Annotated in this window: 22 protein-coding genes and 3 tRNA genes; 17 read left to right on the top strand and 8 right to left on the bottom strand. The window is 67.4% G+C overall.

The window, feature by feature from the left end:
• Window positions 1–18: 18 nt before the first annotated feature.
• A complete protein-coding gene (locus ACFRAU_RS00395; protein WP_377993867.1) occupies window positions 19–2,238 on the top strand; it encodes a transglycosylase domain-containing protein in 2,220 nt (739 codons plus the stop codon).
• Between the two features lie 30 nt (window positions 2,239–2,268).
• Here ACFRAU_RS00395 and hutG read toward each other — a convergent pair whose 3' ends face one another.
• A complete protein-coding gene (hutG, locus tag ACFRAU_RS00390; RefSeq protein WP_377998319.1) occupies window positions 2,269–3,276 on the bottom strand; it encodes a formimidoylglutamase in 1,008 nt (335 codons plus the stop codon).
• Between the two features lie 80 nt (window positions 3,277–3,356).
• Window positions 3,357–4,796, bottom strand: a complete 1,440-nt coding sequence (locus tag ACFRAU_RS00385) for an NCS2 family permease (RefSeq protein WP_377998317.1) — start codon at window positions 4,794–4,796, stop codon at window positions 3,357–3,359.
• 110 nt (window positions 4,797–4,906) lie between these two features.
• Here ACFRAU_RS00385 and ACFRAU_RS00380 point away from each other — a divergent pair, with 110 nt between their 5' ends.
• Window positions 4,907–5,536 carry a copper resistance protein CopC gene (locus tag ACFRAU_RS00380; protein WP_377993864.1) on the top strand — a complete coding sequence of 210 codons (630 nt, stop codon included), beginning with the start codon at window positions 4,907–4,909 and terminating at the stop codon, window positions 5,534–5,536.
• Between the two features lie 64 nt (window positions 5,537–5,600).
• Here ACFRAU_RS00380 and ACFRAU_RS00375 read toward each other — a convergent pair whose 3' ends face one another.
• The gene (locus ACFRAU_RS00375; RefSeq protein ID WP_377993949.1) at window positions 5,601–6,227 is read right to left on the bottom strand and encodes an FAD-dependent monooxygenase; all 627 of its coding nucleotides are present in this window, start codon (window positions 6,225–6,227) and stop codon (window positions 5,601–5,603) included.
• A 445-nt stretch (window positions 6,228–6,672) separates the two neighbouring features.
• Here ACFRAU_RS00375 and ACFRAU_RS00370 point away from each other — a divergent pair, with 445 nt between their 5' ends.
• Window positions 6,673–7,710, top strand: coding sequence for a universal stress protein (locus ACFRAU_RS00370; RefSeq protein ID WP_377998315.1), 1,038 nt, complete (start codon window positions 6,673–6,675; stop codon window positions 7,708–7,710).
• A 3-nt stretch (window positions 7,711–7,713) separates the two neighbouring features.
• Window positions 7,714–10,455: a PEP/pyruvate-binding domain-containing protein gene (locus ACFRAU_RS00365; RefSeq protein ID WP_377998314.1), complete on the top strand. Its 2,742-nt coding sequence runs from the start codon at window positions 7,714–7,716 to the stop codon at window positions 10,453–10,455.
• 39 nt (window positions 10,456–10,494) lie between these two features.
• Here the strand turns inward: ACFRAU_RS00365 and ACFRAU_RS00360 are convergent, their stop codons facing one another.
• Window positions 10,495–11,154, bottom strand: coding sequence for a DedA family protein (locus tag ACFRAU_RS00360; RefSeq protein WP_377998312.1), 660 nt, complete (start codon window positions 11,152–11,154; stop codon window positions 10,495–10,497).
• Between the two features lie 154 nt (window positions 11,155–11,308).
• Here ACFRAU_RS00360 and ACFRAU_RS00355 point away from each other — a divergent pair, with 154 nt between their 5' ends.
• The 3 genes from ACFRAU_RS00355 to ACFRAU_RS00345 are packed head-to-tail and all read left to right on the top strand — an operon-like array spanning window position 11,309 to window position 14,458.
• Window positions 11,309–12,451, top strand: coding sequence for an outer membrane lipoprotein carrier protein LolA (locus ACFRAU_RS00355; protein WP_377998311.1), 1,143 nt, complete (start codon window positions 11,309–11,311; stop codon window positions 12,449–12,451).
• 50 nt (window positions 12,452–12,501) lie between these two features.
• Window positions 12,502–13,575, top strand: a complete 1,074-nt coding sequence (locus ACFRAU_RS00350) for an ABC transporter ATP-binding protein (protein WP_377998309.1) — start codon at window positions 12,502–12,504, stop codon at window positions 13,573–13,575.
• Window positions 13,562–14,458, top strand: a complete 897-nt coding sequence (locus tag ACFRAU_RS00345) for an ABC transporter permease (RefSeq protein WP_377998308.1) — start codon at window positions 13,562–13,564, stop codon at window positions 14,456–14,458. The genes ACFRAU_RS00350 and ACFRAU_RS00345 overlap by 14 nt, the downstream gene beginning before the upstream one ends.
• Window positions 14,459–14,486: 28 nt before the next feature.
• On the opposite strand, the gene ACFRAU_RS00340 is transcribed toward ACFRAU_RS00345, so the two are convergent.
• The 3 genes from ACFRAU_RS00340 to ACFRAU_RS00330 form a co-directional block, all read right to left on the bottom strand.
• Window positions 14,487–16,016, bottom strand: a complete 1,530-nt coding sequence (locus ACFRAU_RS00340) for a C40 family peptidase (protein ID WP_377998306.1) — start codon at window positions 16,014–16,016, stop codon at window positions 14,487–14,489.
• Window positions 16,017–16,304: 288 nt separating this feature from the next.
• Complete coding sequence (locus ACFRAU_RS00335; protein WP_377998305.1) at window positions 16,305–16,733, bottom strand: metallopeptidase family protein; 429 nt, start codon at window positions 16,731–16,733, stop codon at window positions 16,305–16,307.
• A 9-nt stretch (window positions 16,734–16,742) separates the two neighbouring features.
• Window positions 16,743–17,681: a DMT family transporter gene (locus tag ACFRAU_RS00330; RefSeq protein WP_377998304.1), complete on the bottom strand. Its 939-nt coding sequence runs from the start codon at window positions 17,679–17,681 to the stop codon at window positions 16,743–16,745.
• A 241-nt stretch (window positions 17,682–17,922) separates the two neighbouring features.
• Here ACFRAU_RS00330 and ACFRAU_RS00325 point away from each other — a divergent pair.
• The 10 genes from ACFRAU_RS00325 to ACFRAU_RS00280 all read left to right on the top strand — a co-directional run bounded on the left by ACFRAU_RS00325 (window position 17,923) and on the right by ACFRAU_RS00280 (window position 23,730).
• Window positions 17,923–17,995, top strand: a tRNA-Glu gene (locus ACFRAU_RS00325).
• 93 nt (window positions 17,996–18,088) lie between these two features.
• Window positions 18,089–18,162, top strand: a tRNA-Asp gene (locus ACFRAU_RS00320).
• Window positions 18,163–18,210: 48 nt separating this feature from the next.
• A tRNA-Phe gene (locus ACFRAU_RS00315) sits at window positions 18,211–18,286 on the top strand.
• 708 nt (window positions 18,287–18,994) lie between these two features.
• Window positions 18,995–20,590, top strand: coding sequence for a glycoside hydrolase family 68 protein (locus ACFRAU_RS00310; RefSeq protein ID WP_377998302.1), 1,596 nt, complete (start codon window positions 18,995–18,997; stop codon window positions 20,588–20,590).
• A gap of 230 nt (window positions 20,591–20,820) precedes the next feature.
• A complete protein-coding gene (locus ACFRAU_RS00305) occupies window positions 20,821–21,288 on the top strand; it encodes a hypothetical protein (RefSeq protein ID WP_377993853.1) in 468 nt (155 codons plus the stop codon).
• 145 nt (window positions 21,289–21,433) lie between these two features.
• Entirely contained in the window at window positions 21,434–21,889 is a 456-nt protein-coding gene (locus ACFRAU_RS00300) for an Asp23/Gls24 family envelope stress response protein (RefSeq protein WP_377993852.1), read from the top strand.
• Window positions 21,886–22,077 carry a DUF2273 domain-containing protein gene (locus ACFRAU_RS00295; protein ID WP_003799126.1) on the top strand — a complete coding sequence of 64 codons (192 nt, stop codon included), beginning with the start codon at window positions 21,886–21,888 and terminating at the stop codon, window positions 22,075–22,077. The genes ACFRAU_RS00300 and ACFRAU_RS00295 overlap by 4 nt, the downstream gene beginning before the upstream one ends.
• A gap of 14 nt (window positions 22,078–22,091) precedes the next feature.
• Entirely contained in the window at window positions 22,092–22,475 is a 384-nt protein-coding gene (locus ACFRAU_RS00290; RefSeq protein ID WP_377998301.1) for a hypothetical protein, read from the top strand.
• Window positions 22,472–23,122, top strand: coding sequence for a DUF6286 domain-containing protein (locus tag ACFRAU_RS00285; protein ID WP_377998299.1), 651 nt, complete (start codon window positions 22,472–22,474; stop codon window positions 23,120–23,122). Before ACFRAU_RS00290 ends, ACFRAU_RS00285 begins: the two co-directional genes overlap by 4 nt.
• A complete protein-coding gene (locus ACFRAU_RS00280) occupies window positions 23,119–23,730 on the top strand; it encodes a hypothetical protein (RefSeq protein ID WP_377998298.1) in 612 nt (203 codons plus the stop codon). The genes ACFRAU_RS00285 and ACFRAU_RS00280 overlap by 4 nt, the downstream gene beginning before the upstream one ends.
• A gap of 57 nt (window positions 23,731–23,787) precedes the next feature.
• Here ACFRAU_RS00280 and ACFRAU_RS00275 read toward each other — a convergent pair whose 3' ends face one another.
• Window positions 23,788–25,671: a glycoside hydrolase family 13 protein gene (locus ACFRAU_RS00275; RefSeq protein WP_377998297.1), complete on the bottom strand. Its 1,884-nt coding sequence runs from the start codon at window positions 25,669–25,671 to the stop codon at window positions 23,788–23,790.
• Window positions 25,672–25,773 lie beyond the last annotated feature (102 nt).

The raw sequence follows: 25,773 nt of genomic DNA, 5'->3' as shown, positions 1-25,773 counted from the left end.
ATGTGGTGAGCTTGGATCATGGCAGGCAGAAGGTTGATATCCCGTTTGGCTCTTGCGCTGGCAAAGTTGCTGGGGTTCGTGGTTGTCAGCTGCCTCTGCGGGGTCCTGGTGGCCAGCTTCCTGGTGCCCGGGGCCGCCCTCGCCGGCACCTCGGTCAGCAAGTCGATTTCCTACTTCAACAGCCTGCCCACCGAACTCGCGGTGCCCGCCCCGTCGCAGACCACCCGCATGCTGACCGCGGACGGCAAGCTCATCGCCACGTTCTATTCGGAGAACCGGGTCCGCGTTCCGCTGAAGCAGATGTCCCCGTTCATCCGGAAGGCAGTCGTCGCCATCGAGGACAGCCGCTTCTATGAGCACGGCGGCGTGGACACGCAGGGCGTCCTGCGCGCGCTGACCAGCAACCTGACCCGGGGTGACCGGCAGGGAGCCTCAACCCTCACCCAGCAGTACGTCACCAACATTGTGAACGAGTCCCTGATATCCGAAGGCCGTGAGGACCAGGTGGTGCTCAGCGGGCAGAAGACCATGGGGGACAAGCTGCGCGAGATGCGCCTCGCGATGGCGCTGGAGAAGAAATTCACCAAGGACCAGATCCTTGAGGGCTACCTCAACATCGTCTTCTTCAACCGCAGCGCGTACGGCATTGAGGCTGCCTCCCAATATTTCTTCAGCGTTCCGGCCAGCAAGCTGACACTGCCCCAGTCGGCGCTGCTCGCGGGCCTGGTGAACAGCCCCAGCTTCTACGATCCCGTGACCAACCCCAAGAACTCGCTGAAACGCCGCAACCAGGTCCTCGGCGAAATGCTCAAGCAGAAGATGATCACCAAGAAGCAGCATGACGCCGCAGTGGCCTCCGGCGTCGGCCTGAAGGTCAGGCCCTCGCGGCAGGGTTGCGCCGCGGCCACCATGGCCCCCTACTTCTGTGACTACGTGACCCATCTCTTCCTCAACAACCCGGCCTACGGCGCGGACACCGAGGCGCGCGAAAAGCGGCTCTTCCGCGGCGGGCTCACCATCACCACGACCCTGGACAGCCGGCTGCAGGCCAGGGCACAGTCGCAGGTCAACGCCACCGCCGGCGCCAATCCGAACAAATGGGGCGCTTCCCTGGTCACGGTCCAGCCGGGCACCGGCAAGGTCCTGGCGATGGCGCAGAACACGGTGTACCTGCCGCAGCCCGGTAAGTTCGACACCCAGCTGAACTTCAACGTGGATGCCAAGGACGCCAACGGCAACGACCTCAACGGCGCCGGCGGGTTCCAGCCGGGGTCCACCATGAAGCCCTTTACCTTCGCCGAGTGGCTGCACCAGGGCAAAACCATGAGTACAGTGGTGGACGCCTCCAAGCGCGAGTACCCCCTGGGCTTCCGCTGGCGGTCCTCGTGCGGCAAGGTGGCAGGCGGCTACAGCACCAAGCAACGCAGGGCAGGACTCGAAACGGCGGACGACCTGCAGAACGCCTCAGAAGGCTACTACCGCAAGATGCCGGCCGACTACGGGCTCTACAACTCCATCAATACGGCCACCTTTGCCGAGGCCGCGCAGCTGGACTTCTGCGGGATCCAGAACATGGTCAACGCTGTCGGGCTCCGCAGCGGGCTGGACGGAACGCCGGTCAACATGCACCAGCTGGGCAACCTGCTGGGCGGCACCGGGGTGGCCCCGCTGACCATGGCCAACGCCTTTGCCACCTTCGCGGCCGATGGCCGCCACTGCGAGCCGGTGGCCCTGGCCGGGGTGGCGGACATGGCGGGCAAGAAGCTCCCGGCGGAGGCCCAGGACTGCAGCGACGCCGTGGACAAGAACGTGGTCCGCGGCGTTAACAAGGCACTCCAGGACATGCTCAACAAGGGCTCCGGCATCTACATCAACCCCAAGGTGCAGAAAACCGTGCCGGTGGCGGCCAAAACGGGCACCAACAACAGCAACAGCGCCACCTGGGTGCTGGGGTACACCTCTGGTTTGGCAACTGCCTCGTTCTTCGGGGACGCGCTGGAGGGCCAGCAGCGGCCCGGCAGGAACCTCACCATCAATGGCAAGTTCTACGACCGCATTGACGGCTACATGATCGCGGGGCCGCAGTGGGCGAACTACATGCTCCAGGTGGCGCGGCTCTATCCCGCCGCTGCATTCCCAAAACCGCCGGCGTCGATCGTCAGCAAGCCCGCGGCGAAGCCCAAGGCGCCTGCCCGGCCTGCCCCGAAGCCCACAGCCAAGCCCAAGCCCAAGGATTAGCCGGGCCGGGCTGGGCCCAGGGATTGACGCTCAGCCCAGCAGGATGCTGACCAGCCGCGCCGCTACCCGGGCAGTCCGGTTGTCGATGTCGAATGCCGGGTTCAGCTCGGCCACGTCAGCGTGCAGCAGTTTGCCGCTGGCCACGACCTGGCGGCAGACGGCACTGATGACGGGCAGCGGAACGCCGTACGCGGCCGGTGCGCTGACCCCCGGAGCCACCGCCGCCGGCAGCACGTCCAGGTCGATGGTCAGGTACAGGACGTCGATTCCGCTGAGGAAGTCCGCCACGAAGGCCCCGGCCGCGCCGGCGGTGCAGTCCTCGTCCAGCAGGTACTTCACCCCCAACTCATCGGCAGTACTGAACAGTGCGCGGGTGTTGTTGGGTTCGGAAATTCCGACGACGGCGTACGACAGTTCGCGCCCCTCGGCCGCTTCCGCGCGGGCCATCTGCAGGAACGGGGTCCCCGAACTGGGGACCGGCTCATCCCGCAGATCGAAGTGGGCATCAAGGTTGAGGACGCCCAGCCGCTGGCCGTCGCGGACCGCCCTGGACCCTGCCACGCCGAGGTAGCTGGCATACGCGGTTTCGTGGCCGCCGCCCAGCACCATGGTGAGGCGGCCGCCGTCGAGCAGTCCCGCAACGGCGGCGCCCGCCCGGGCCTGGCCCGCCTCCAGCTCGCCGTCGCGGACCACGACGTCGCCGGCGTCGGCGACTGGCCGATCCGAATGGTAGGCAAGGGGGCCGAGCGCACTGCGGATCGCTGCAGGGGCGGCCGCGGCTCCGGTCCTGCCCTTGTTTCGGCGCACGCCCTCGTCGCTGCAGAAGCCGAGGATCACCGCAGGGCGGGCGGTGGCGTCAGTGCCGGCAAGCGGGGGCACCCTGACGGGCGGATCGGCGCGCAGGGGGCTGCCGTCCTGCTGGCTCTGTGAATGAGGCGTTACCGCCTGCCACCAGCGGCGGTGGGCGTCGCCGTCGCCGTCGTCACGGCCCGTCCAGGGGCGGGGCTGAGCGTCGACGGAGAGCGCGGGAAAGTCCATGCTTCAAGCTCACCGCACGGTGCTGGCCAAAGCCAGCAGCGCCGCCGTCGTGATGTCTGGAATACCGGAAACCCGGCCTGCTACATGCCCAGTGCCTGCTCAATCGGGCCGATGCCGAAGAACAGGACGAAGGCCGCCGCGACGGCCCACATCAGCGGGTGCACTTCGCGGGCACGGCCCTGGAAGGTGCGGATGAGGGCGTAGGAGATGAAGCCGGCACCCAGGCCGTTGGCGATCGAGTAGGTGAACGGCATCAGCGTGAACGTGAGGAAGGCGGGCAGTGCAATGCCCCAGTCCTGCCAGTGGATTTTGCCGATCTGGGCCACCATCATGAAGCCGACCACCACCAGCGCGGGGGCCACGGCCTCGAACGGTACGAGGTTGATCAGCGGGGTGAAGAACATGGCCACCAGGAACAGCAGCCCGGTCACGATCGAGGCCAGGCCGGTCCGCGCGCCTTCGCCGATGCCTGCGCCGGATTCGACGAAGATCTGGTTGGAGGACACGGAGGCGCCGCCGCCCACAATGGCGCCGAGGGCATCCACCTGCAGCACGCGGTCAACGTTGGGGATGTTGCCGTCCTTGTCCACGGTTCCGGCCTCGTTGGCCAGGCCCACCATGGTGCCCATCGCGTCGAAGAAGATGCTGAGCAGGATCACGAACGCCAGCAGCGCAGCGGCCACAATGCCCAGGTGGCCGAAGGCCCCGACCGGGTTGGCCTTGCCGATCAGGGAGAGGTCCGGAGCTGACCATTCGGTGAATTTGGGGGCAACAAGGGACCAGCCCTGCGGGTTAAGGTTCTTGCCGTCGAAACTGGGACCGATGTGCAGGGTGAACTCGAGGATGACCGCCAGGACGGTGGAGGCGACGATGCCGATCAGGATGGCGCCCTTGATGTTGCGCACCAGCAGGGCGATGGTCAGGATCAGGCCGAACACGAACACCAGCGTCGGCCAGCCCAGGAGCTTGCCGTCAAAGCCGAGGCCCACCGGAACGGTGGTCCCGGCCGCATCCGGAATCCGCCGCACGAAGCCGGCGTTGACCAGGCCGATGAGGGCGATGAACAGGCCGATGCCCACCACGATGGCCGTCTTGAGCCCGTCCGGAACGGCCCGGAACACGGCGGTCCGGAACCCGGTCAGGACCAGGATCATCATGGTGACGCCGGAGAGGACCACCAGTCCCATCATGTCCGGCCAGGTCAGTCCCGGGTTGGTGGCCACTGTCACGGCCACGAACGCGTTGACGCCCAGGCCGGTGGCCATGGCGAAGGGGTGCTTGGCCCACGCACCCATGAGGATGGTCAGGATACCGGCAACGAAGGCGGTGACGGCAGCGACTGCCTGGAAACCGAGTGTGGCGCCGGAGGAGTCTGCCCCGGACAGGATGAGGGGGTTGAGCACCACGATGTAGCTCATGGCGAAGAAGGTGGCAAAACCGCCGCGGATCTCGCGGGAGAAGTTCGACCCCCGTTCGGAAATCTTGAAATACCGGTCCAGTGCAGAGCCCTGCTTGAGCATTAGTCCTCCGGTGAGAGTGTGGGGTTACTTGAATCCTAGTAGGTTGCCGGGTTTCGATGAGGCAAATTCGCCTAGTCTGTAAGGAAGTCAACACGAGGAGTAGTCCGCCCATGCGTTTCACCCGCCAGTTGCTGTCCGCCGTCTTTGGCGCCCTCGCGCTCGTCGCCCTGCTCCTTACTGCCGGGCCGGCTTCCGCGCATGATGTTGCCGAGTCAAGCAGCCCGGCCGACGGCGCCACCGTGCCAACGGCTCCGGCCAAGGTCTCGATCACCTTCAACAACACCCCGCTGGGGCTCGGCTCCGAGGTCAAGGTGACGGATGCCGCCGGAACCGACTGGACCGACGGCAAGGTGGAGATCGTGGACAACGTCGCCTCGCAGAAGCTGCGGGAAGGTGCGCCTGCCGGGAAGTACACGGTGGTGTGGCGCGTGGTGAGCTCGGATTCCCATCCCATCGAGGGCACGTTCGCCTTTACCGCCACGGCCGCTGCGGCGGGGGCGACGTCGGCGCCGGTCCAGACGGTCGGTACGCCGCAGCCTGGCGCCACGCAGGCCACAGCAAAAGCGCCGGATTCTTCGGAGCCCTTCCCCTGGAGCATCGTGGTGTTCGCGGCCGTGGCTCTCGGCCTGCTCGTCACCCTCGGTGTTCTGGCCCGCCGGAGGCTCGGCGTTGGCGACGAGTCTGACGGTGCAGATGACAATGACGGTACCGGGCAGGGCCCGGGCGGGCGCGAGGCGTAGCCGGGCGCGAGGCCCGGGCCGGGGTTGCCGGGGACTCGCACCCGCTTTCGAGAGCCGCGCCGCTTTAGAGAGCGGCGGCAGGCAGCGCCGGGAAGCTGCCGGTCAGGATCGACGGCACGCTGTCCGGGTAGACCTTCGCCGAGATGGCCTGGCCCACCACCTTTGCCTGCCGCAGCACTTCCTTCGGCGTAGGCGTGATCATCTCACCCACGCCGACCAGGTAGATGCCGATGGCGCGCATGGCCGCGACGAGGTTGGTGCCTATGGAAATGCCGAGGTCCGTGAGCATGCGCCGCAGCTGGCTGTGGGCACAGCGCGTGAGCACAATGTGGTCGGCCAGCAACACGCCGTCAGGGGTATGCACGGCCCAGCGGTGCAGAGAGGCCTCCGCCCCCGGCCCCATCTTGTCCAGCAACACGGCAGACGTGTCGCTGCGGATGTCCAGCTGGTGGCTTGAAGCGTAGTTGCGCAGGTGCCGGAGGATTTCGTTCCGTTCCTGGATTGACCCTGCCTCGGTGTCGTCGCACCGCTGGTGCGCGGATTTCTGGGATTGGCCGCCGGGGGATTCCAGCCGGCTGACAATGATTGAATCAACTCCCCGGCGTCGGAGTTCCGTGGCAATGGCCAAACCGGGAAGTCCGGTGCCGATGACCACAGTGGTGGTCCGTTCTGCGCCGCTGAGACCAGGCATGCGTGACACTTCACTTCCTCCTCGAGAATTTCGAAGCGCAGGGCATCATCGCCCATGCACCGTCCACTGCCCCAGCAAGCAGACACAACCCATCTCCGGCTGTGCGGTGGAGCACAATCCGGACCGATGGTGCCTCGACATTACAGAATTTTTTGGTCGCTGGATACCCCTCCCGAAACATTGGTTTGCCGGGCTTTGCACAGCGTCACCAGAGCACCCCAGGCAGTGCCGGAAGGGCACCCGGAAGGGGCGGAAAACAGCCCACCCGCAGGACCCGCAGAGCCCCGTGGGGGCTGCTTGCTAACAGGTCGCCGACCGAGAATAGTTGGACTCAAAGGCAGGCTGTGCATAACCGGGAACCCGACGGCCTGCCGGTGACGGCTAGGCGGGCTGCTTCTGGCAGAATAGCCGCATCATCAGGCAGTATCGCGAGGAGGCGGACCGAATGGACGCACACGAATTGCATCCCGACCCGGCACGGGATGGCGGTGCCCGGCACGCAAGACCCGAAGGGATCGTGGTCGGCGTCGATGGTTCGGACCATGGCCAGTGCGCCCTCGTGTGGGCTGCCCGTGAAGCCGAACGCCGCCGTCGTCCCCTCCATATTGTCACCGCCTACTCGGTGCCCATCTTTGCCGCATCCGGACTCGACGGCGGCTATGCCACCGTGGACGACTCGGTGATCCGCGAGGGCGCCGAGGCGATCCTGCAGCACGCAGTGGACAAGGTGTCCGGCTACAACATCAACGTCAGCGCCTCGGTCGAGAACGGTGACGCTTCCGGCGTCCTGCTCGACCTGTCCGAGACCGCCGAACTGCTGGTTTTCGGGACGCGAGGGCGGGGCGGCTTCGTCGGGCGGCTCCTCGGCTCCGTGAGCAGTGCGCTTCCGGCTCACGCCAAATGCCCCACTGTGACGGTTCCGCTGATCTGCTCCGACCGCCTGGGCGAGACCACCCAGGACAAACACATCCGCGCTGAGCAGGCCAAGTCCGGCCACGGCCCGGTGGAAAAGGTAGTGGCCGTGGGCGTGGACGGGTCCGAGCAGGCCCGCGTCGCAGTCCTGGAAGCCGCGGAGCAGGCCGAACGGCTGGGTGCACCGCTGCGCGTGATCTGCGCCGTGCCGCAGTACAGCGGATCCCTTGCCTGGGTTCCGGCCCCGCTGGACCGGGAAGCGCTGTTCGCCGAGATCCAGGTCCAGCTGAAGGCCGGAGTGGCCTGGCTGCAGAGCCACTTCCCGCGGCTGGCCATCGAGACCCGGCTGCTGGACGGTTCGCCCGTGGATGTGCTGGTGGAGGCCAGCAGGCACGTTGAGCTGATAGTGGTGGGAACCCGCGGCCGCGGCGGCTTCACCGGCATGCTCCTGGGCTCGACGTCGGACGGCGTCCTGCACCATGCCAAGAGCCCCGTGATGGTGGTCCCGGACCGGGAAGACCCCCGGCTCGCCGACCGCGTCAGCTTCGGACCGATGCTCGGTGCCTCGTAGCGCATGAGCGGGCTGGTGCTCGGCCTCGGGGACCTCAGCGGCTCCATGCTGCCCCAGGTTGGCGGCAAGGCCGCCAACCTCGGCGAGTTGCTGTCAGCCGGCCTCCCTGTGCCCGACGGGTTCTGCCTGACCACCGAGGCCTACGTCCGGGCTGTGGAGCCGCTGGGGCTCGGCGAGGTGCACAGTGCCCTTCAGGACACCCCGGCCGATGACCTGGAATCCCTCGCGGGCCTGGCTGCCAGGGCCCGCGGCCTGATCACCTCGGCAGAACTTCCGACGGCGATCGCCGGGGAGCTACTCACGGCTTACCGGGCGCTGGACGGCGTGCCCGTCGCAGTCAGGTCCTCGGCCACGGCCGAGGACCTTCCCTTCGCCAGCTTCGCCGGCCAGCAGGACACTTATCTGAACGTCATAGACGCCGTGGCGCTGCTGGACGCCGTCCGGAAGTGCTGGGCTTCGCTGTGGACCGACCGGGCGGTGGCGTACCGCGCCAGCCGGAACATTGACCCCGCAACGGTGGCTCTCGCCGTCGTCGTCCAACGCATGGTGAACGCCGAGGCGGCGGGCGTGATGTTCACCGCAAACCCGGTTACCGGCAGGCGCCGGGAGGCCGTGATCGACGCGAGCCCCGGGCTTGGCGAGGCGGTGGTGTCCGGCGCCGTCAATCCTGACCACTTCGTGGTGGATACCGGGTCCGGGGCCATCCTGCAGCGCCGCCTGGGGGACAAACGGACGGCTGTCCGGCCGTTGCCCGGGGGAGGCACCGAACTTGTCGAGCAGAGTGCGGAGGACCAGCAGTGCCTGACCGACGCGCAGATCCGGGAACTCGCGGTGCTGGGGAGCAAAGCAGAGGCCCACTACGGCGCCCCGCAGGACACGGAGTGGGCGCTCGACGGCGGCGGAAAGGTCTGGCTGACCCAGTCCCGGCCCATCACCACGCTTTACCCGCAGCCGGAGAAGGCCCCGGACCGGCGCGGTCCGGGGGAGGAGTTGCGGGTCTACCTGTGCTTCAGCCTCGCCCAGGGCCTCACGCGGCCGCTGACCCCGATGGGGCTTGCCGCCCTCCGGCGGGTCGGCTCGTCCGTTGCGGCCGCCGCCGGCTTTGACGTTCCCGACCCCCGCAACGGGCCGCCGCCGTACGTCGAAGCCGGGCAGCGCATCTTCGTCGACCTGACCGCGGCCGCGCGGAGCACCGTGGGCCGCCGGCTCATCCCGAGTGTCTTCGACGTCATGGAGGCCCGCTCCGCAAAAGTCCTGCGCAGCGTGTTTGGCGACCCCCGCCTCTCCATCACCCGCCGCACGCCATGGGACCTCCTCAGGCACGTGGTCCCCATCGCTGTGCGGTTCCGCGTGCCGGAAGCAGCGGTCCGGGCGCTGGTCCGTCCCGAGGCGGCCCTCAAGCGCCTGAACCGCTTCACCACGGAGTTCAACGCGACGCTGGAACTTCCCCAGGGAGCTTCCCCGCGCGCGCGGCTTGACCACGCCGAGGGGATCCTCCCGCGGCTCTTCCCTAACCTTCCGGCAGTGCTCCCGTTGGCGGGCCTGGGCTTCGCAATGCTCGGCCTCGCCGGGAAACTCCTGGGTGCCGGGAAACTGTTTGGTGCCGGGCCGGACGGTGCCGGGCCGGACAGCTCCGGCCAGGACAGCGCCGGGCCGAAACGAAACATCGACCTCCAGCCCGTGCTCCGCGGCCTGCCCAACAACGTGACAACCGAGATGGACCTCGAGCTGTGGCGGGTGGCTACACAGATGAAGTCCGACACCGAATCGCTGGCCGTGCTCACCGGCCATCCACCGGCAGTGCTGGCGCAGCGCTTCGCCGCCGGCGACTTGCCGGCCGTGGCCCAGTCCGGCCTGGCAGGATTCCTCGCGCGGTTCGGGCACCGGGCTGTCGCCGAGATCGACGTCGGCATGCCCCGCTGGCGGGACGACCCCACCCATATCCTTGGCGTCCTCGCCAACTACCTCCGGCTGGAGGACCCGGAACGCGCCCCTGACCGCCAGTTCAGCAAGGCGGCAGCCGAGGCCGAGGCGCAAATCGAGCGGCTCGTGGCGGAGGCCCGTTCGCGGGGACGAGTCCGGGCCGTGGCCGTCCGGGCGGCGCTGCGGCGGGCGCGGCTCTTCGCCGGGCTGCGCGAGCTTCCCAAATTCCAGATCGTCCTGGCGCTGGCGGAAGTGCGGAAGCAGCTCGCCGAAGTTGGTGCCGTGCTGGCGGAACAGGAACGGCTCGCCCGGGCCGACGACATCTTCTTCCTGGACTTTGCCGAAGCGAACCGGGCCCTGGATGGTGCCGACATGCAGGATCTCGTGGCGCAGCGGCAGGGGGCCTATTACCTGGAACTGGAGCGGCGCCACATTCCCCGGATGCTGCTCTCAGACGGAACGGAACCCGAAACGCTGCTTGCCACCGTCGGAACCGCGGCTGCCGGGGCGATGTCCGGGAGCCCGGCGTCGGCGGGGACGGTGACAGCGCCCGCGCGCGTCATCCTCGACCCCGTAGGTGCCCACCTGGAACCGGGGGAGATCCTCGTGGCGCCGTCGACCGATCCGGGCTGGACCCCGCTGTTCCTGACGGCGGGCGGCCTGGTGATGGAGATGGGCGGCCCTAATTCCCATGGCGCGGTTGTGGCCCGGGAATACGGCATCCCCGCCGTGGTGGGCGTCGCTGACGCCACATCGCTGCTCAGGACGGGCCAGGAAGTGACGGTCGACGGCGGCGCGGGCACTGTGGTGCCCGGCGCCTGAGAGCCCGGGGCTACTGACGGGGGCTACCCGGGCCCGGAACTACTTCCGGTCCTTTGCAGGCCTTCCGCGCCGGATGTGCCGGACCACGAGCCAGACCACGAAGATGGCCAGGGCGGCGTAGACGGCGTAGTTGAGGTAGCGCGAGTACTGCTCCACCATCGCGTATTGGCGCCCCAGCAGCACACCGAAGCCGATCAGGGCGCCGTTCCAGATGCCGCTGCCGGCAATCGTGAAAATGCTGAAAGTGCCGAGGTGCATCCTTTCGGCGCCCGCCGGCAATGAAATGAGGCTCCGCACGCCGGGCAGCAGCCGGCCGAAGAAAATCGCCGATCTGCCGTGGCGGCGGAACCAGCCGTCCGCTTGCTCGAAGTCCTCCCGGTCCACCAGCGGCAGCTTGGACAACCAGCGGATCGAACGCTCCAGCCCCACCTTCGCGCCCAGGAAATACAGCGCAAGGGCGCCCAGATACGCCCCCAGTGTGCTGGTCACGAAGACCAGGACCAGATTGAGGGAGCCCTGCCGGGTCAGGAATCCGGCGAGCGGAAGAATCACTTCGCTGGGAATCGGCGGAAACACCGTCTCGAGGAAGGTGAAGAGCCCCACGCCCCATTCCCCGAGCGAATCGATCGCCTGGGCAGCGAAGCCCACGATGCCTGTCAGTTCATCGGCCGGACTGGCGGTGGCACCGGGAATGCGCATGGGGCGGAGGCTCCTGGAATCTGGAAAACGGCGTCCCGTCCAGTCTGGCGCACGAGTCGCGACAGGGAAAGCAGTCAGCCCGGCCGGGGGCTGCCACATAAGGGGCCGAGGCGTACCCTGAGGGTATGAGCTGCGACGTCGGAGCGGAGTTGACATGACTGCCATCTGGCTGCGGTGGACACCTGCCGTGGCCGTACCTGCTGTTATTGCTGCCGGAGTCCTGGCGGGGTCCCTGCCTGCGAGCGCCCGGGATCTGTTGCCGGAGAAGACACCGGCCCAGGTGCTGGCGATGATCGGGCAGCACCAGACCAAGTCCTTCTCCGGCACCCTGGAGCAGTCCTCCGAACTCGGACTGCCTGATGTTCCCCAGGTGGGGCCCAGCTCGGGTGCCGGCACGGGCTCCCTCGCCGAGCTGCTTACCGGGCCGCACAGCGCCCGCGTCTATGTCGACGGGGCAACCAAGGCCCGCATCCAGGTGATGGACCGGATGGCCGAGCGCGACGCCGTCCGCCAGGGCAACGAGGTGTGGCTGTACAACTCCAAGGACAACACAGCCACGCATGTCACGCTTCCCGCGGCGGCAGCGAAGGAATCCCGCAGCCATGACATGCCGGAAGGCGTGGCAACGCCGGAGGAACTGGCCGCGAAGATGCTTGACAAGCTGGACAGCAGCACCGAAGTGGCGGTGGCCGGTGACACCGAGGTGGCAGGCAGGGCCGCTTATAACCTGGTCCTCACGCCGCGGTCGGACGTCACCCTGGTGGGCTCGGTGGCTGTGGCCGTGGATGGTGAGAATGGCATGCCGCTGAGCGTGGAGGTGCGGGCGCGCGGGCAACAGGAGCCCGCCTTCAGGACCGCGTTCTCCAGCCTGACGCTTGGAGCCCCGGACGCGGGACTGTTCAAGTTCTCGCCGCCGCCGGGCGCCTCGGTGAAGGAACTTGCGGTGCCGTCGACGTCCCACGGCAAGACGGACCACGCCGATAAGGACCTGGCTGACAGGAATTCGGGCAGCAAGGACCTCCGCGGACACACCCCAACGGTCACCGGAACCGGCTGGGAACGGATCGTCGGCATCCCGGCTCCCTCCGCTTCCGCCCCGTCCGCGTCCCCTGAGTCTGGAAAGCAATCCGTCGACAAGCTGCTCAATGATCCCCTGCTGCGCCAGGCGACAGTGACCGTCCCAGGCGGCCGGGCCATCTCCACATCACTGGTCAACGTCCTCCTGACCGACGACGGCCGGACGTTCGTAGGTTCCGTGCCCCTTGAGCGGCTCCAGGCCGCCGCAGCCGCGAGGTGACAGCGGCTGGCCGCGGCCCGGGTTCCGCAACTGACGCACTGGCACCTGCATTGGAAGCTGTCACGCGCGTTTTCGGGGCAGCCGGCACGCCGGCCATAGCGACGCTGGCCATAGAGACGCAGGGCCTGAGCAAGCGCTTCGGCCACCAGTTGGCGGTCAACGGCATCGACCTCGCCGTCCCCCGGGGCTCAGTCTTCGGCTTCCTCGGGCCCAACGGTTCCGGCAAGACCACCACCATCCGCATGATGCTCGGCCTGGCGGCCCCCACCGCCGGAGAGGTCAGGGTCCTGGGACTGGACATGCCTCGGCAGCTGGATGAGGTCCTGCCCCGGGTCGGTGCCCTGGTGGAGGGCCCGGCTTTTTATCCGTTCCTCTCGGGTGCGGCAAATCTGCACCGCTTTGATGCCGCGGACCGCCACGCCGCACCGTCCAGCCGCCGCGCGCGGGTGGCGGAAGCACTGGAACGCGTGGGGCTTTCCCACGCTGCCCGGAAGAAGGTGCGGGCCTACTCGCTCGGCATGAAGCAGCGGCTGGGAATCGCCAACGCGCTGCTGGCCAGGCGCGAATTGCTGGTCCTGGACGAACCCACCAACGGGCTGGATCCACAGGGCACACGCGAGGTCCGGAACCTGGTGCGGTCACTCGCCGCCGACGGTGCCACCGTGTTCGTCTCGAGCCATCTGCTCGCTGAAGTGGAGCAAATCTGCACCCATGCGGCGATCATGAGCGCGGGCCGGCTGGTGGCGCAGGGGCCCCTGGCCGAACTCCGCCAGGCCGGCACCGCTCAGCTTCGCCTGGTGACGCCCGACGCCGGTACGGCCTCGGGCGTTTTGGCGCGGTTTGGTTTGTCCCCGGTTGTGGGACATCCCGACGGCGCGGACGCCGTCATCACGTCAAGCCTGCCCGTTGGCACGGGGCCCGACCGCATGGCAGGGCTCTCCGGTCCAGCTGAGCACCCGGCGCCGGCAGGTGAACCATCCGCGAACGGGGCTGTGGCACCGGAAGCGATCGTCGCTGCCCTCGTTGCCGACGGGGTGCGTGTCCGCGGGTTCACGGTGGAGCGTGGCAGCCTGGAAGACCGGTTCGTGGCCTTGACGGGGGAGGGCTTCGATGTCGCGCAGTGATCGGCCGCCAGTGCAGGAGTTCGCAACACAGGGACTGCCAGCCCCGGCGCCGGGGACCAGGCACCGGGCGTCCAGCGGTTCCCTGCTCGCCTCGGAGCTGAAGCAGCTGTTCCGCCGCCGCAGGACCCAGGCGATGCTGCTGGCACTGGCCGCCATCCCGGTGCTGATCGCCGTCGTCGTCCGCGTTTCCTCAGCTGTTCCCCCGGGGAGGGGGCCCGCTTTCCTGGACCGGATCAGCCAGAACGGCCTGTTCGTGGCAGTCACCGCGATGCTGGTTTCAGTGCCGCTGTTCCTTCCGCTGACCATCGGCGTGGTCGCGGGGGACACCATTGCCGGGGAAGCCGGACTGGGCACGCTGCGATACCTGCTGGTGGCCCCAGCCGGAAGGGTGCGCCTGCTGCTGGTCAAGTATGCCGGGGCAGCGGTTTTCTGTATCTCCGCCCCGCTGGCCGTGGCACTTGCCGGAGCCGGCATCGGCTGGGCGCTCTTCCCGGTGGGGCCGGTGGCGCTGCTCTCGGGCGACCTGGTGGAACCGGACGAGGCGCTGGCCAGGATGCTGCTGATCGCCGCGTACCAGGCTGTTTCGCTGCTGGGTCTGTCGGCCATCGGGCTGTTCCTGTCCACGCTGACCGACGTGCCTGTGGGCGCCATGGCCGCCACCATCATCCTGTCCGTCGCATCCCAGGTGCTCGACCAGTTGCCCCAGCTGGAGTGGCTGCACCCGTGGCTGTTCACGCACTACTGGTTCGGCTTCGCAGACCTGCTTCGCCAACCCATCGGCTGGGACTCGTTTGGTGACAACGCCCTGTTGCAGGCTGGCTACATCGCAGTGTTCGGCGCGCTCGCGTACGGCAGGTTCGCGAGCAAGGACGTCCTGTCCTAGTTGGGACTGCTCCTGCCAGAAGCCTGGGTCAATAGCGTGCCGCGACCGGGTGGAGCTGCATGCCTGCCATCATGCTGAGGTCCGTCACGGTGATGCCCGCGGACGGGTTCAGTGCCTGGACCACCTTGCCGCCGCCCAGGTAGATCGCCACATGGTAGAAACCGGGGGCCGATCCCCAGACCAGGAGATCACCGGGCTGCGCCTGGGACAGGGGCACATGGACTGGCGCTTGGGCGAACTGCTCAGCTGCCGTGCGCGGAAGTTGCTTTCCAATGGCTGCGAATGCGTTCTGGACCAGGCCTGAACAGTCGAAGCCGTACGCGCCGGTGCCGCCGAACTGGTAGAAGTACGGGGAGCCCACCTTGCCCATTGCCACCGAAATGGCCGCCTGGTTGGAACCGCCCGGCGACGGCGCCGGCAGAACCGGTGCCGGCTGAACCGGTGCCGGCTGAACCGGTGCCGGCTGAACCGGTGCCGGCTGAACCGGTGCCGGTGCGGGGGCCGGGGCAGGACGTGCGGGCGCGGGAGCCGGGCGGGCAGGGGCCGGAGCCGCAGGCGAAGGTGCTGAAGGAGCGGCAGGTGCCGGCGCGGCCTGGGCAGGCGTCCGGGACGGTGCGGCAGCGGCCCGTTCCGCTGGGGCCGCACTCCCGCCGCCGGAACCGGCAGCATTCGCAGCTGCCGCCTTGTCTGCGGCCTCCTGGGCCGCGGCGGCACGTTCCGCGGCCGCTGTCACGGCGGCGAGCCGGGCCTGCTGGCGTTGGCGCTCCAAACCGTCCACGCGGGCCGACTCAAGCGCCGCCGTTGTGTTCCGAAGCGAGGCAAGCTGCCCCACGAGGACAGTCCGCTGTGCCTTGGCGTCCGCCACCGCCTTCACCTGGGCTGCATTGGCCTGGTCTGCCGCTGCCTTAAGCGTCTCCGCGGTTTTCGCGGCGTCGTCTGCCGCGCGGCGGGCCTCGGCGGCAGCAGCGGTGAGTGATTCGGCGGCCGCGGCGGTGGTTTCGGCGGCGGTGAAGGCCCTGCTCCGGCCGGCCGTGAGGGCCTGTAGGGTTGCGGCCTTGGCCAGGACGTCGCCCGTGCCGGTGACCAGGCCGCTCAGCTCCGGATTGAGGCCGCCGTTCCGGTACAGGTCGCCGGCCAGCTGCCCCACGGCCTTACGGCTCTTGGACTGTTCCTTGTCCGCGGCGGCAGCCCTGGCCGTGGCCACGGCGGCCGCGTCCGATCTCGTGTCCAGCTCCACGAGGGCATTGCTGTAGGCGTTGTTGGCCTCAAGTGTCCGTGCGAACGTGACCTCCTGGGCCGCCGCGGCGTCGGCCAGGATGCCCTCGATGTCGGCGACCTTTGCCGCCGTCTTACTTTCGCTGGACTTGGCCGCTGCGATGTCCGCGGGGGACGGGAGTTCCGGCGCCGCCGGAACCGTCAGCGCTGTTGCACTTGGGACCGATGCCGGCGGCGTGAGCGCGAATGCCCGGTCAGCCCGTGCGGGCGAGGCAAGGGTTCCAAAGAGGACGACGGCGGTGCACAGGACGGCCGCTGTGCGGCCGGGGCCGGTCAAACTCATTCATAACCTCGCAAGTCAGGGCGGGGCGAACGAGTCGGGAGGCAGCACGGAAGCGCCCCTCTGAAGATGCCCAGCCCTCTGAGGTTAGAGGTCAGTTTGTCACTTTGGCAACACTGATCACATCAATAACATAAACAACATCAGTGTCATTTGAGCGGAGGCGCGAGGGCGTGTCGCGGGAACGTTGCCCCGCGTGGGTGACGAAAAAGTGTCGAAGCCGGAGAGCGGAGGCCCGAGCACCCGGGCCTGGTTGGCCCCTGGCTGTGGTCATGTCCCCTGCCTGCAAGGCTAGTCCCAACCCAGTTCGTGAAGCCGCTGGTCGTCGATTCCGAAGTGATGGGCAATCTCGTGGATCACCGTTACCGCCACTTCCTCCACCACGTCCTCGCGGGAGGAACAGATGTCCAGGATCGGCTGGCGGTAAATGGTGATGCGGTCCGGAAGCGATCCCGCGTCCCACCAGGAGTCGCGCTCGGTCAGCGGAAATCCCTCGTACAGTCCCAGAAGCACCGTGTCCGGGTCCTCGCCGGGCTGCGGGACGTAGTCGTCGTCGATGAACACCGCCACGTTGTCCATGGCCCGCGCCACCTCGGCCGGAAGCTGGTCCAGGGCGTCGCTGACGGCGGCTTCGAAGTCGGCCTCGGACATCTCGAATCCGGAGGGATCGCCGGCCCCGTCCGGCACAATCGGGAGGCCGGGCGGCAGGTTTGCGGGCATATCCAAACTTTAGCGGGATCTCCGCCGGGTCAGCCCGACACCGAGGAGGCAGATGGCGCCGCCGATGAGCCCCCAGATGGTCGGGATTTCACTGAGCACCAGCCACGAGATCAGGACCGTCGTGCCCGGCACCAGATACGTGGTGGCCGCGAGCTTGCCGGCATCGATCAGTGAAAGGGCGTAGGCCCACGTGGTGAAGGCGATGGCGGTGGGAAAGATGCCCAGATAAACCAGGCCAAGCGTGGCGGGCAGGGGCGCCGCCTGCAGTTCCTGCCCCAACTGGCCGGCGAAGGGCAGGCAGCAGACCAGGCCCACCATGATGCCGAACCAGGTGGCCTGCCCGGCCGGAAACTTCCGCAGCACGGGCTTCTGGATGATGACGCTGACCGCGGCGAGTGCAGCAGCGAGGAGGCAAAGCAGCACACCTGCAACGTCCGCCGTCGAACGCGTCCCCGATCCCAGCGCGATGACCGCGACGCCGCCGAACGCCACCAGGCTGCCGATAATCAACCAGCGGGGAAAGCCCTCCTTGAGGATGATGCCCGCCATGACGGCCACCAGGATGGGGTTCACGTTGATGAGCAGCGCGCTGGTTCCGGCGTCGAGCGAATGTTCCGCGGCGTTCAGCGCCACGTTGTACCCGGCGAACCACATGACGCCGTAGGCGAGAATCGGCCACCATTCGCGTCCTCGCGGCAGCGCCCGCAGCTTGGGCAACACCACTGCGCCGAGCACGACGGCGGCGATCGTCAGCCGCCCCAGCGTCAGGGCTCCGGGGGAGAAGCTTGGTCCGACGGCGCGGATGCCCACGAAGGCGGAGGCCCAAAGCACCACCGTCACGACGACGGCGGCGACGCCCAGCTTGTTGACGCTCTTCCGGGGTTCCTGGGAGGTGCGCGCTTCGGGGGAGTGGGGCGGGAGGGGGCTCGTGCCGGCGGTGGATGCCATGGTGCCAATCTAATCCCGTTCCGCGCGCCCTGGCTGGCGGAAATCGGCCATGTCTAGCCAAGAAGCTGCCATTGTGTCGGGCCCTGATTTGCTTGGCGTCTGGGCGGTCTGCGGGCCGATTTTGGATATTCCGGGGATAGGCTCTATAGTTTTACAGGTCCAGTTCGGAGGAACACGAAAGGACAAGAACGAAAGGCTTCGGCCCTTTATTTTTGCCCTTGTTCAGCCAGATTGAGTCCAGGCCCCCATCGTCTAGCGGCCTAGGACACCGCCCTTTCACGGCGGCGGCACGGGTTCGAATCCCGTTGGGGGTACGCAAGGAAGTGGTCAAAGCAGGCAAGAAAGTCTGGTAGGCTGGAGTCCTTGAAAAAACGCGGTAGCGATACTGCGGAAGCAAGAAATAGCAAGGCCCTGTAGCGCAGTTGGTTAGCGCGCCGCCCTGTCACGGCGGAGGTCGCGGGTTCAAGTCCCGTCAGGGTCGCTTTGATTGCCGGGAGAAATTCCGGTTGTCATGGTGACATGTCACCTAGGCTCTGTAGCTCAGTTGGTAGAGCGTTCGACTGAAAATCGAAAGGTCACCGGATCGACGCCGGTCGGAGCCACCAGCTAAAACCCCGCTGTTCCATTAGGAACGGCGGGGTTTTTTCGTTCCCCGGGTTTTGCGGGTTCTCCGCCCCGGCTTCCCCGCGCTGGCTACACCTGGTTCCACGCCTTTTCTGCCCCTGGTGACCTCCTCGCCTTCCCCGTCTTGGCCTGACCCGCCAGTGGACGTGGAAGGCCGCCGCGAACCCCGCGTCGCCCGCCGGCGCCATGTCCCATTGGCGCGCATGTCTCATTGGCTACCGGCGAATGAACCGTCGTGGGGCACTTTGGAGGCGTCGGCGTCGTCATTCGCCCCGGCGTTCGGGTGTTGGCCGTCAAAGAGCCCCTTTTTGGCAGGCCGGGCCGATGGCCACAGATGTGATCAACGCCATTGATGACGCGTTTATGAAGTCACGTTTGGTTCCGGTCCTGAAGTGGGGCACGCGCGCGCAAACGAGATGTAAGCGCTTGCACCCAAGGAGGGCCAACCAGAGATTACCCCCGAAAACCGTGTTGAACTCGGCTGACAACGTTGTCTACCGTTGGGTGTGGGCCGCGAAATGTATGACATTTCCGATCGCCCAACGCGGGGTCCTACCCAAACCCCGCTATCTCCCTCGACACAACGGCGTCCTCGATGACGCATGCCGTGTCAGCGGGGTCTCTGGAGTCCGGGGGACAAGGGCAGCTGCCCGTCTTCCACGAACGTAACTCCGCGAGAAGAGCAAAAAATGCACAAGCACCCCAACACCCCCCGGATGCTGCGGTGGCGCCCTGCCGCCGCAGCTCTGGTGGCCACTGTCGCCGCCACGGCATTCCTCGCCGTGCCCTCGGCGCAGGCCAACGAGCCCTCGGATCCGCCGTCCAGCACCCAGATGCCGGCGCCGACTCCGGGCTTCCCCCTGCCGACGCCCCACACCCAGGCAGCCCATGACCCGGCGTCGGACTTCACCTCGAAGTGGACCCGTGCGGATGCCAAGCAGATCATGGCGCAGAGCGACTCCAAGGTTCAGCCGGGCAAGAACTCGATGAGCCCCGACGTCACCATGCCGGAGATCCCCGAGAACTTCCCCGCCATGAACGATGACGTGTGGGTCTGGGACACCTGGTCGCTGACCGACGAGAACGCGAACCAGATCAGCTACAAGGGTTACGACGTGATCTTCTCGCTGGTCGCTGACCGGCACGCAGGCTACGGCTTCGACCAGCGCCACTGGAACGCCCGCATCGGCTACTTCTTCCGCAAGACCAACGCCGACCCGGCCAAGGACAAGTGGAACTACGGCGGACACCTGTTCCTGGACAACACCTCCATCGGCAACACCGAATGGTCCGGCTCCACCCGCCTCATGAAGGGCGACCAGGTGAACGTGTTCTACACGGCCACCACGTTCTACGACGTCAAGGAGCGCAACGCCGGCGGCGGCGGTATCGCCCCGGATGCTGTCATCGCCAAGGCACTCGGCAAGATCCACGCTGACAAGAACGGCGTGACCTTCGACGGCTTCCAGCACACCAAGCTGCTCGAGCCGGACGGAAAGCTCTACCAGAACAAGGCGCAGAACCCGGGCTTCGCGTTCCGCGACCCGTACACGTTCGCCGACCCGGCACACCCCGGCAAGACCTTCATGGTGTTCGAAGGCAACACCGGCGGCAAGCGCGGCGACTACCGCTGCAAGAACGAGGACCTGGGCTACGCCAAGGGTGACCCCAACGCCGAAAACCTCGACGAGGTCAACAGCAAGGGCGCCTACTACCAGACCGCCAACGTGGGCCTGGCCGTGGCAGACAACAAGGACCTGACCAAGTGGCACTTCCTGCCGCCGCTCCTGTCCGCCAACTGCGTCAACGACCAGACCGAACGTCCGCAGATCTTCATCCAGAATGAAAACGGCAAGAACAAGTACTACCTGTTCACCATCAGCCACCAGTTCACCTATGCGGCCGGCATGCGCGGACCCGACGGCGTCTACGGCTTCGTGGGCGACGGCGTCCGCTCCGACTACCAGCCGATGAACAACAGCGGCCTGGCCCTGGGCTCCCCGACGGACCTGAACCTGCCGTCAGAGTCACCGGAGGCTCCGACGCCGAACCAGAACGGCCGTCAGTTCCAGGCCTACTCGCACTACGTGCAGCCGGGCGGCCTGGTCCAGTCCTTCATCGACAACGTGAACGGCGTCCGCGGCGGCTCCCTGTCGCCCACCGTGAAGATCAACTTCCGGGACGGCGTGTCCAAGGTTGACCGCACCTTCGGCAAGAACGGCCTCGGCCCGTTCGGTTACCTGCCAACCAACGTCCATGTTGGCGGCAACGGCCTCTACAAGTAAGCCGTCACTGAATCAGTAAACAGAAGGCACCCGGACCAGGTCCGGGTGCCTTCTGCTGCCCACGCCTCTCCGTATATACAGGACTTCTTTCGGGCAGGACTGCAAAGTGCACCCGGCCTGTCAACTTGGAAAGAGGCGCACCGGCCGGGCTAGACTCGCACGCCGGGGGACGGGGCAGGCGTCTGCGGCTGCCCAGCCAGGCCGCCCCAGGCGGCAAAACCACTCCAGGAATGGAAACCGTGAAACATCTTGCCCGCCCGCTGTACGCCACCGCCCTTCTCGCCGTAGCGGCACTTACCGCCTGCTCCGCGCCCGCCTCCGGCAGCGCGCCATCGGCGTCTGAAACGCCCACGACGGCGGCCAGCAGCGCCGCTCCGACCGCATCGGCGGGTGCCGCTTCCGGTCCGTACGGCGGCTACGGCTCGGCGGCCGAGGCCTGCGCCGCCATCTCTACGCAGGCTACCGGAGCGTCCCTGCTGCCCCTCTCCGCTGCGCAGGGCAAGACGGCGGAACTGGAACAGAAGAAAGCCGAACTTGCCGAGACGGCCCAGCGGGTCCCGGAGGCGCTGAAGGCGGACTTCGCGCGGCTGAACGAGGTGGCACTGGCCGGTCTCTCCGACCAGAGCGTGTATTCCAACGGCAAGTTCGAAGCCGCGATGGCCCCCGTGACAAGCTGGCTGTCCTCGAACTGCCACTGACCCGGCGGGCGGAAAGCAGGCGCCGGGCTCCGCGGGGAACGCGGTGCCCGGCCCCCTGACGTTGTCCCGGCCCCCGGCGTCGTCCTGGCCCCTGGCGTTGTCGGGCCTAGGGGATAGGGTTGTGTTCAACAGAAGGGGAGTGCTGATGGAATACCAGAATCCACAAACCGCCGCCGTTCGCGCGGACCCTGCTCCAGTGCCGGCCGCTGCCGGCGGGCGGACCGTGATCTCCGAGACCGCCGTGGCCAAGGTCGCCGGTATTGCAGCCCGGGCCGTGCCCGGCGTGTACTCCCTGGGGACCGGCTCCTCCCGGGCGCTCGGAGCCATCAGGGACGCGGTGGGCAGCTCCGATCATGCCGCGGGCGTGCACGCCGAGGTGGGCGAAACCCAGGTGGCCGTAGACATCACCCTGGTGGCGGTCTACGGCGCTCCGCTGCATGCCCTGGCCAACCAGGTGCGGGCAAGCGTATATGCAGCCGTCGAGAAACTGGTGGGCCTGCAGGTCATTGAGGTCAATGTCGAGATCAACGACGTCTACATTGCACCGCCGGTGAAGCCTACGGGTGCGCCCGCCGTCGCTGAGAGGGAGGCGGTCCTGTGAGCCCCACCGTGGTTGGAATCGCCGTCGGCGCCTTCGTGGCGTTCATGTCACTACAGTTTGGCCTCTGGGGCTTCCTGATCTCCTTGCTGTTCATGGGCATCGGTGCGCTTCTGGGCCGCGCCGCAGAAGGGAAACTGGACCTGCGCAGCGTCATTGATGCCATCAGCGGCCGGCGCTCATCCTCATGAACCGGGCGGCCGACATGAACCGGGCAGCCGAACCAGCGAGGCCCGGCCGGCAGTACAGCGGTCACAACAGGATCAGCACCCAGGCCCTCACAAGCCTGGCCAAGGCTGCCGCCGCAGAGGCCCTGGGCATTCATGCCCATGACGTGCGCGCTGACTGGTCGGACGACGACGGCCTGCTGGCTTTGTCCCTCGTGGCCCCCATCAGGATTCCCAGCCTTACCGCCGTACTCCGCGACCCGGGACGTGTCTCGGCTCTGGGCGGCTCCATTTGGGACAGGACGGTGCACGCCAAGACCGACATTCTGACCAAGGTCACCGAACTCAGCGGTGCGAGTCTGAGCAGGGTGGATATCCGCATCAGCGGTGCCCACGTCACGGAAGAGGGCAGGGTGCGGTGAGTTCCGTCGTCGAACAGCAGCATGAGGCCGGCGGGGACCCGGCGCAGGACGGCACCGGGGCAGCCCACGCCGCCACCATCGACATGCGGAGCGTCCTGCACCGCGAGACCCACGCCTCCCGGGCTGTGGCATCGGTCATCGCAGGATCCCTGGTCATCGTTCTCTGTCTTTACGCGCTCCTTGAATCGGCGGTACGTGCCATCGGCCAGCCGCCCTGGCTCATCGATCCGCAGACGGCAGCCGAACGCATCGTGGCCCTCCCGTCGGGCGTACCGCCTCTGCTGCTGGGTGCCGCCGGAGCCGTGACCGCCGCAGTAGGTCTCTTCTTTTTCCTGAGCGCGGTCCTGCCCGGGCGCCGGGCCAGGCATCTGCTGGCCGACCGGCGGATTGCCGTTGTGGTTGATGATGAAGTCATCGCCGCGGCACTTGCCCGGAGCGCGCGCCTGGCGGCCAATGTCACGCAGGCACAAGTCATGGTGGTGGTTTCCCAGCGACAGGTGGTGGTCAACGTGCGCCCCACCTCCGGTGTGCCGGTCAGCGAAAACGACATCCTGCAGGCGGTCGAGGACGAACTGCAGGCGATGGGACCAGCTCCCATGCCACAGGTGACCGTCAACCTGTCGACTTCCGGGGTGGTGGGCGCATGAACGGCACGCCCAGGCTTCTCAACCGGGTCCTTCTCGGCATTCTTGGCTTCAAACTGCTGGCGATCGGCGTGCTGCTGGTACTCCTGGCGGCCGTCCCCGCCGTCGCGGCGTGGTGGCACTCCTGGTCCAAGAGCGTGTCGGACAATGCCACCGCGGTCTTCGAGGGGACCCAGTTCCCCGGCCGTCAGGGGAGTTGGCTGTGGATCGTCCTGGCCCTCGCTGTGGTGCTGCTGATCGGCCTCATGGTTGCGTGGATCGCCCAGCAGGGCAAGGGCCGCACCGACCTTCTGCTGGCGGCAGAGGACCCGGGCGGTGTTCCCGGAGATATCCGGATCGGCGGCGGAGTTGCCGAGCAGGCACTCAAGAACGCCCTGGCCGACCGTCCGGAGCTTGCCGGAGCCACGGTCTCGATCTACGGCGTGAAGGGCCAGCCCGCGCTGAAGCTCCGGCTGCACCCACGCCCGGGTGTCCCGCCGCAGGCCGTCGCGGCCGAGGCTGCGGACCTCATTGACGCTCTGAGCGCCGTGGTGGGCCAGCGGACACCGGTCGTTGTGCATATCGCGGCCGGCGCGCGGACCCGCTTCAGCCGCGCTGAGCGGGTCCGCTAGCTCTATTTTTCAGAACTCTGACAGCCAGAAACCGGTAGCCCGAAACGGCCGGGCAATCTATCCGGCCACCAGGTACGCGGCGCTGTTGGGCGCAACGACCGCGTCATCAGCGCCTGATTCTCCGGCGCTGGAGAGCGCCACCCGGTATCCGTCGGGGACGGGCGCAGGCTTCGCCCCCGTGTTTGCGATCACCAGGACGTCCCGGTTCAGGAATGCGAGAACGCCCAGTTGGGGATCGTGGTTGTCCGCCCAGCAGAATGTTCCGGATCCCAGCCTGTGGCTCCGGCGCGTGGCAAGCGCCGAGCGGTACAGCTCCAATGTCGAGCCTTTGACGCCGTCCTGCCGGTCGGCAGCCAAATCTTCGAAGGATTCAGGCTGCGGCAGCCAGGGCGCGGCCGGGTCCTGCGCGGTGGACGCCTCGGCGAAGCCGTACCCCGGCGCTTCGGATTTCCAAGGCAGCGGCACCCGGCAGCCGTCGCGCCCCCGTTCGATGCCGTTGGTCCGGAAGAACGTCGGGTCTTGCCGGGCTTCTGCGGGCAGGGTGGTGTGCTCAGGGAGGCCAAGCTCCTCGCCCTGGTAAATATAGGCGGAGCCGGGGAGGGCCAGGGACACCAGCGTGGCGGCCCGGGCGCGGGACAGGCCCAGGACGGCGTCGGGCTGTTCGTCCTCGGCGGCAATGCCTTTCGGGAAGGTCGTGGGGTCCTGAAGGCCGAAGCGGCTCGGGTGGCGCACCGTGTCATGGTTGCTCAGGACCCACGTGGACGGCGCCCCAACGGACGCGGCCGCCTCGAGGGAGTCCTCGATGGCCACGGCCATCCGCTGTGCGTTCCAGCCGGCCAGGAGGAAGTCGAAGTTGAAAGCCTGCTGCATCTCGTCCGGGCGGATGTAGCGCGCCAGGCGCTCCGCGGGTTCAACCCATGCCTCGGCCACCAGCATCCGGTCGCCATCGTACCCGGCCAGGACCCTGTTCCAGTCGCGGTAGATGTCATGGACGCCGTCCTGGTCAAAGAACGGCGACGGCGGATACAGCGGCGACACCGGCTCGTGTTCCGTGCTCACGGCGGCGTTCCCGGCGCTCGAATCGGTGCTCGCCCCCGTCCCGGCAGCGGCCCCGGTACCGGCCGGGGAAGCGTGCGCCGTATGCGGTTCAACTGCCTCGCCGTGGGCGCCCGGGGGATCCGTCACGTGGGCGGCTTCGGCGGATCCTTCCACCATGGCAGCCACGCCTTCCCAGTCCGGAAGGCCGGCCTCCTTCACCATCCCGTGGGCCACATCCACCCGGAAGCCGTCCACGCCACGGTCCAGCCAGAAGCGCAGCACGGAACGCATCTCCGCCCAGACCTCGGGGTTTTCCCAGTTGAGGTCCGGCTGCTTCGTGTCGAACAGGTGCAGGTACCAGTCGCCCGGGGAGCCGTCCGCATTCGTGGTGCGCGTCCAGGCCGGTCCGCCGAAGATGGATTTCCAGTTGTTGGGGGCGATGTTGCCGTCGCCGGAGCCGGGAACCTCGTCCTTCCCTGGCCGGAACATGTAACGCTCCCTGGCGGCCGAACCGGGTTCCGCGGCGAGGGCCTCCTGGAACCACACATGTTCATCGGACGTGTGGTTGGGCACCAGGTCCACGATCACTTTCAGCCCGCGGCTGTGGGCCCCGTCCAGCATGACGTCGAAGTCGGCCAGCGTGCCGAAGGCCGGATCCACCTGCCGGTAATCGGCGACGTCGTAGCCGCCGTCGGCCTGCGGGGACCTGTAGAACGGCGAGAGCCAGACGGCGTCGACGCCGAGCTGCTGCAGGTAGGGCAGGCGCGCCGTGACGCCGGGGAGGTCACCCATGCCGTCACCGTTCCCATCGGAAAAAGAACGCGGATAAATCTGGTAAACAGCCGCGTGGGCCCACCAAGCTGCTGTCTCGGAAGCCGGCGTGCTGATCGGGCGGTGGGTCATGGTTGCCTCTCCGGTAACAATTAGGTGTAAACGCTTGCATATCTTCGGGCAACGTTACTAGTGTGACAGTCACCACATCAACCGCACGACTGATTTCCATGT

The organism is Arthrobacter sp. NPDC056691 (assembly GCF_042791415.1).
GTDB lineage: Bacteria > Actinomycetota > Actinomycetes > Actinomycetales > Micrococcaceae > Arthrobacter.
This window is presented reverse-complemented; position numbering and strand designations above follow the sequence as displayed.

What these genes read in the sequence shown, in the direction of transcription:
- ACFRAU_RS00395 (WP_377993867.1), top strand. Translation starts at nt 19, where the DNA reads ATGGCAGGCAGAAGGTTGATATCCCGTTTGGCTCTTGCGCTGGCAAAG.
- hutG (WP_377998319.1), bottom strand. Translation starts at nt 3,276, where the DNA reads ATGGACTTTCCCGCGCTCTCCGTCGACGCTCAGCCCCGCCCCTGGACG.
- ACFRAU_RS00385 (WP_377998317.1), bottom strand. Translation starts at nt 4,796, where the DNA reads ATGCTCAAGCAGGGCTCTGCACTGGACCGGTATTTCAAGATTTCCGAA.
- ACFRAU_RS00380 (WP_377993864.1), top strand. Translation starts at nt 4,907, where the DNA reads ATGCGTTTCACCCGCCAGTTGCTGTCCGCCGTCTTTGGCGCCCTCGCG.
- ACFRAU_RS00375 (WP_377993949.1), bottom strand. Translation starts at nt 6,227, where the DNA reads ATGCCTGGTCTCAGCGGCGCAGAACGGACCACCACTGTGGTCATCGGC.
- ACFRAU_RS00370 (WP_377998315.1), top strand. Translation starts at nt 6,673, where the DNA reads ATGGACGCACACGAATTGCATCCCGACCCGGCACGGGATGGCGGTGCC.
- ACFRAU_RS00365 (WP_377998314.1), top strand. Translation starts at nt 7,714, where the DNA reads ATGAGCGGGCTGGTGCTCGGCCTCGGGGACCTCAGCGGCTCCATGCTG.
- ACFRAU_RS00360 (WP_377998312.1), bottom strand. Translation starts at nt 11,154, where the DNA reads ATGCGCATTCCCGGTGCCACCGCCAGTCCGGCCGATGAACTGACAGGC.
- ACFRAU_RS00355 (WP_377998311.1), top strand. Translation starts at nt 11,309, where the DNA reads ATGACTGCCATCTGGCTGCGGTGGACACCTGCCGTGGCCGTACCTGCT.
- ACFRAU_RS00345 (WP_377998308.1), top strand. Translation starts at nt 13,562, where the DNA reads ATGTCGCGCAGTGATCGGCCGCCAGTGCAGGAGTTCGCAACACAGGGA.
- ACFRAU_RS00340 (WP_377998306.1), bottom strand. Translation starts at nt 16,016, where the DNA reads ATGAGTTTGACCGGCCCCGGCCGCACAGCGGCCGTCCTGTGCACCGCC.
- ACFRAU_RS00335 (WP_377998305.1), bottom strand. Translation starts at nt 16,733, where the DNA reads ATGCCCGCAAACCTGCCGCCCGGCCTCCCGATTGTGCCGGACGGGGCC.
- ACFRAU_RS00330 (WP_377998304.1), bottom strand. Translation starts at nt 17,681, where the DNA reads ATGGCATCCACCGCCGGCACGAGCCCCCTCCCGCCCCACTCCCCCGAA.
- ACFRAU_RS00310 (WP_377998302.1), top strand. Translation starts at nt 18,995, where the DNA reads ATGCACAAGCACCCCAACACCCCCCGGATGCTGCGGTGGCGCCCTGCC.
- ACFRAU_RS00305 (WP_377993853.1), top strand. Translation starts at nt 20,821, where the DNA reads ATGGAAACCGTGAAACATCTTGCCCGCCCGCTGTACGCCACCGCCCTT.
- ACFRAU_RS00300 (WP_377993852.1), top strand. Translation starts at nt 21,434, where the DNA reads ATGGAATACCAGAATCCACAAACCGCCGCCGTTCGCGCGGACCCTGCT.
- ACFRAU_RS00290 (WP_377998301.1), top strand. Translation starts at nt 22,092, where the DNA reads ATGAACCGGGCAGCCGAACCAGCGAGGCCCGGCCGGCAGTACAGCGGT.
- ACFRAU_RS00280 (WP_377998298.1), top strand. Translation starts at nt 23,119, where the DNA reads ATGAACGGCACGCCCAGGCTTCTCAACCGGGTCCTTCTCGGCATTCTT.
- ACFRAU_RS00275 (WP_377998297.1), bottom strand. Translation starts at nt 25,671, where the DNA reads ATGACCCACCGCCCGATCAGCACGCCGGCTTCCGAGACAGCAGCTTGG.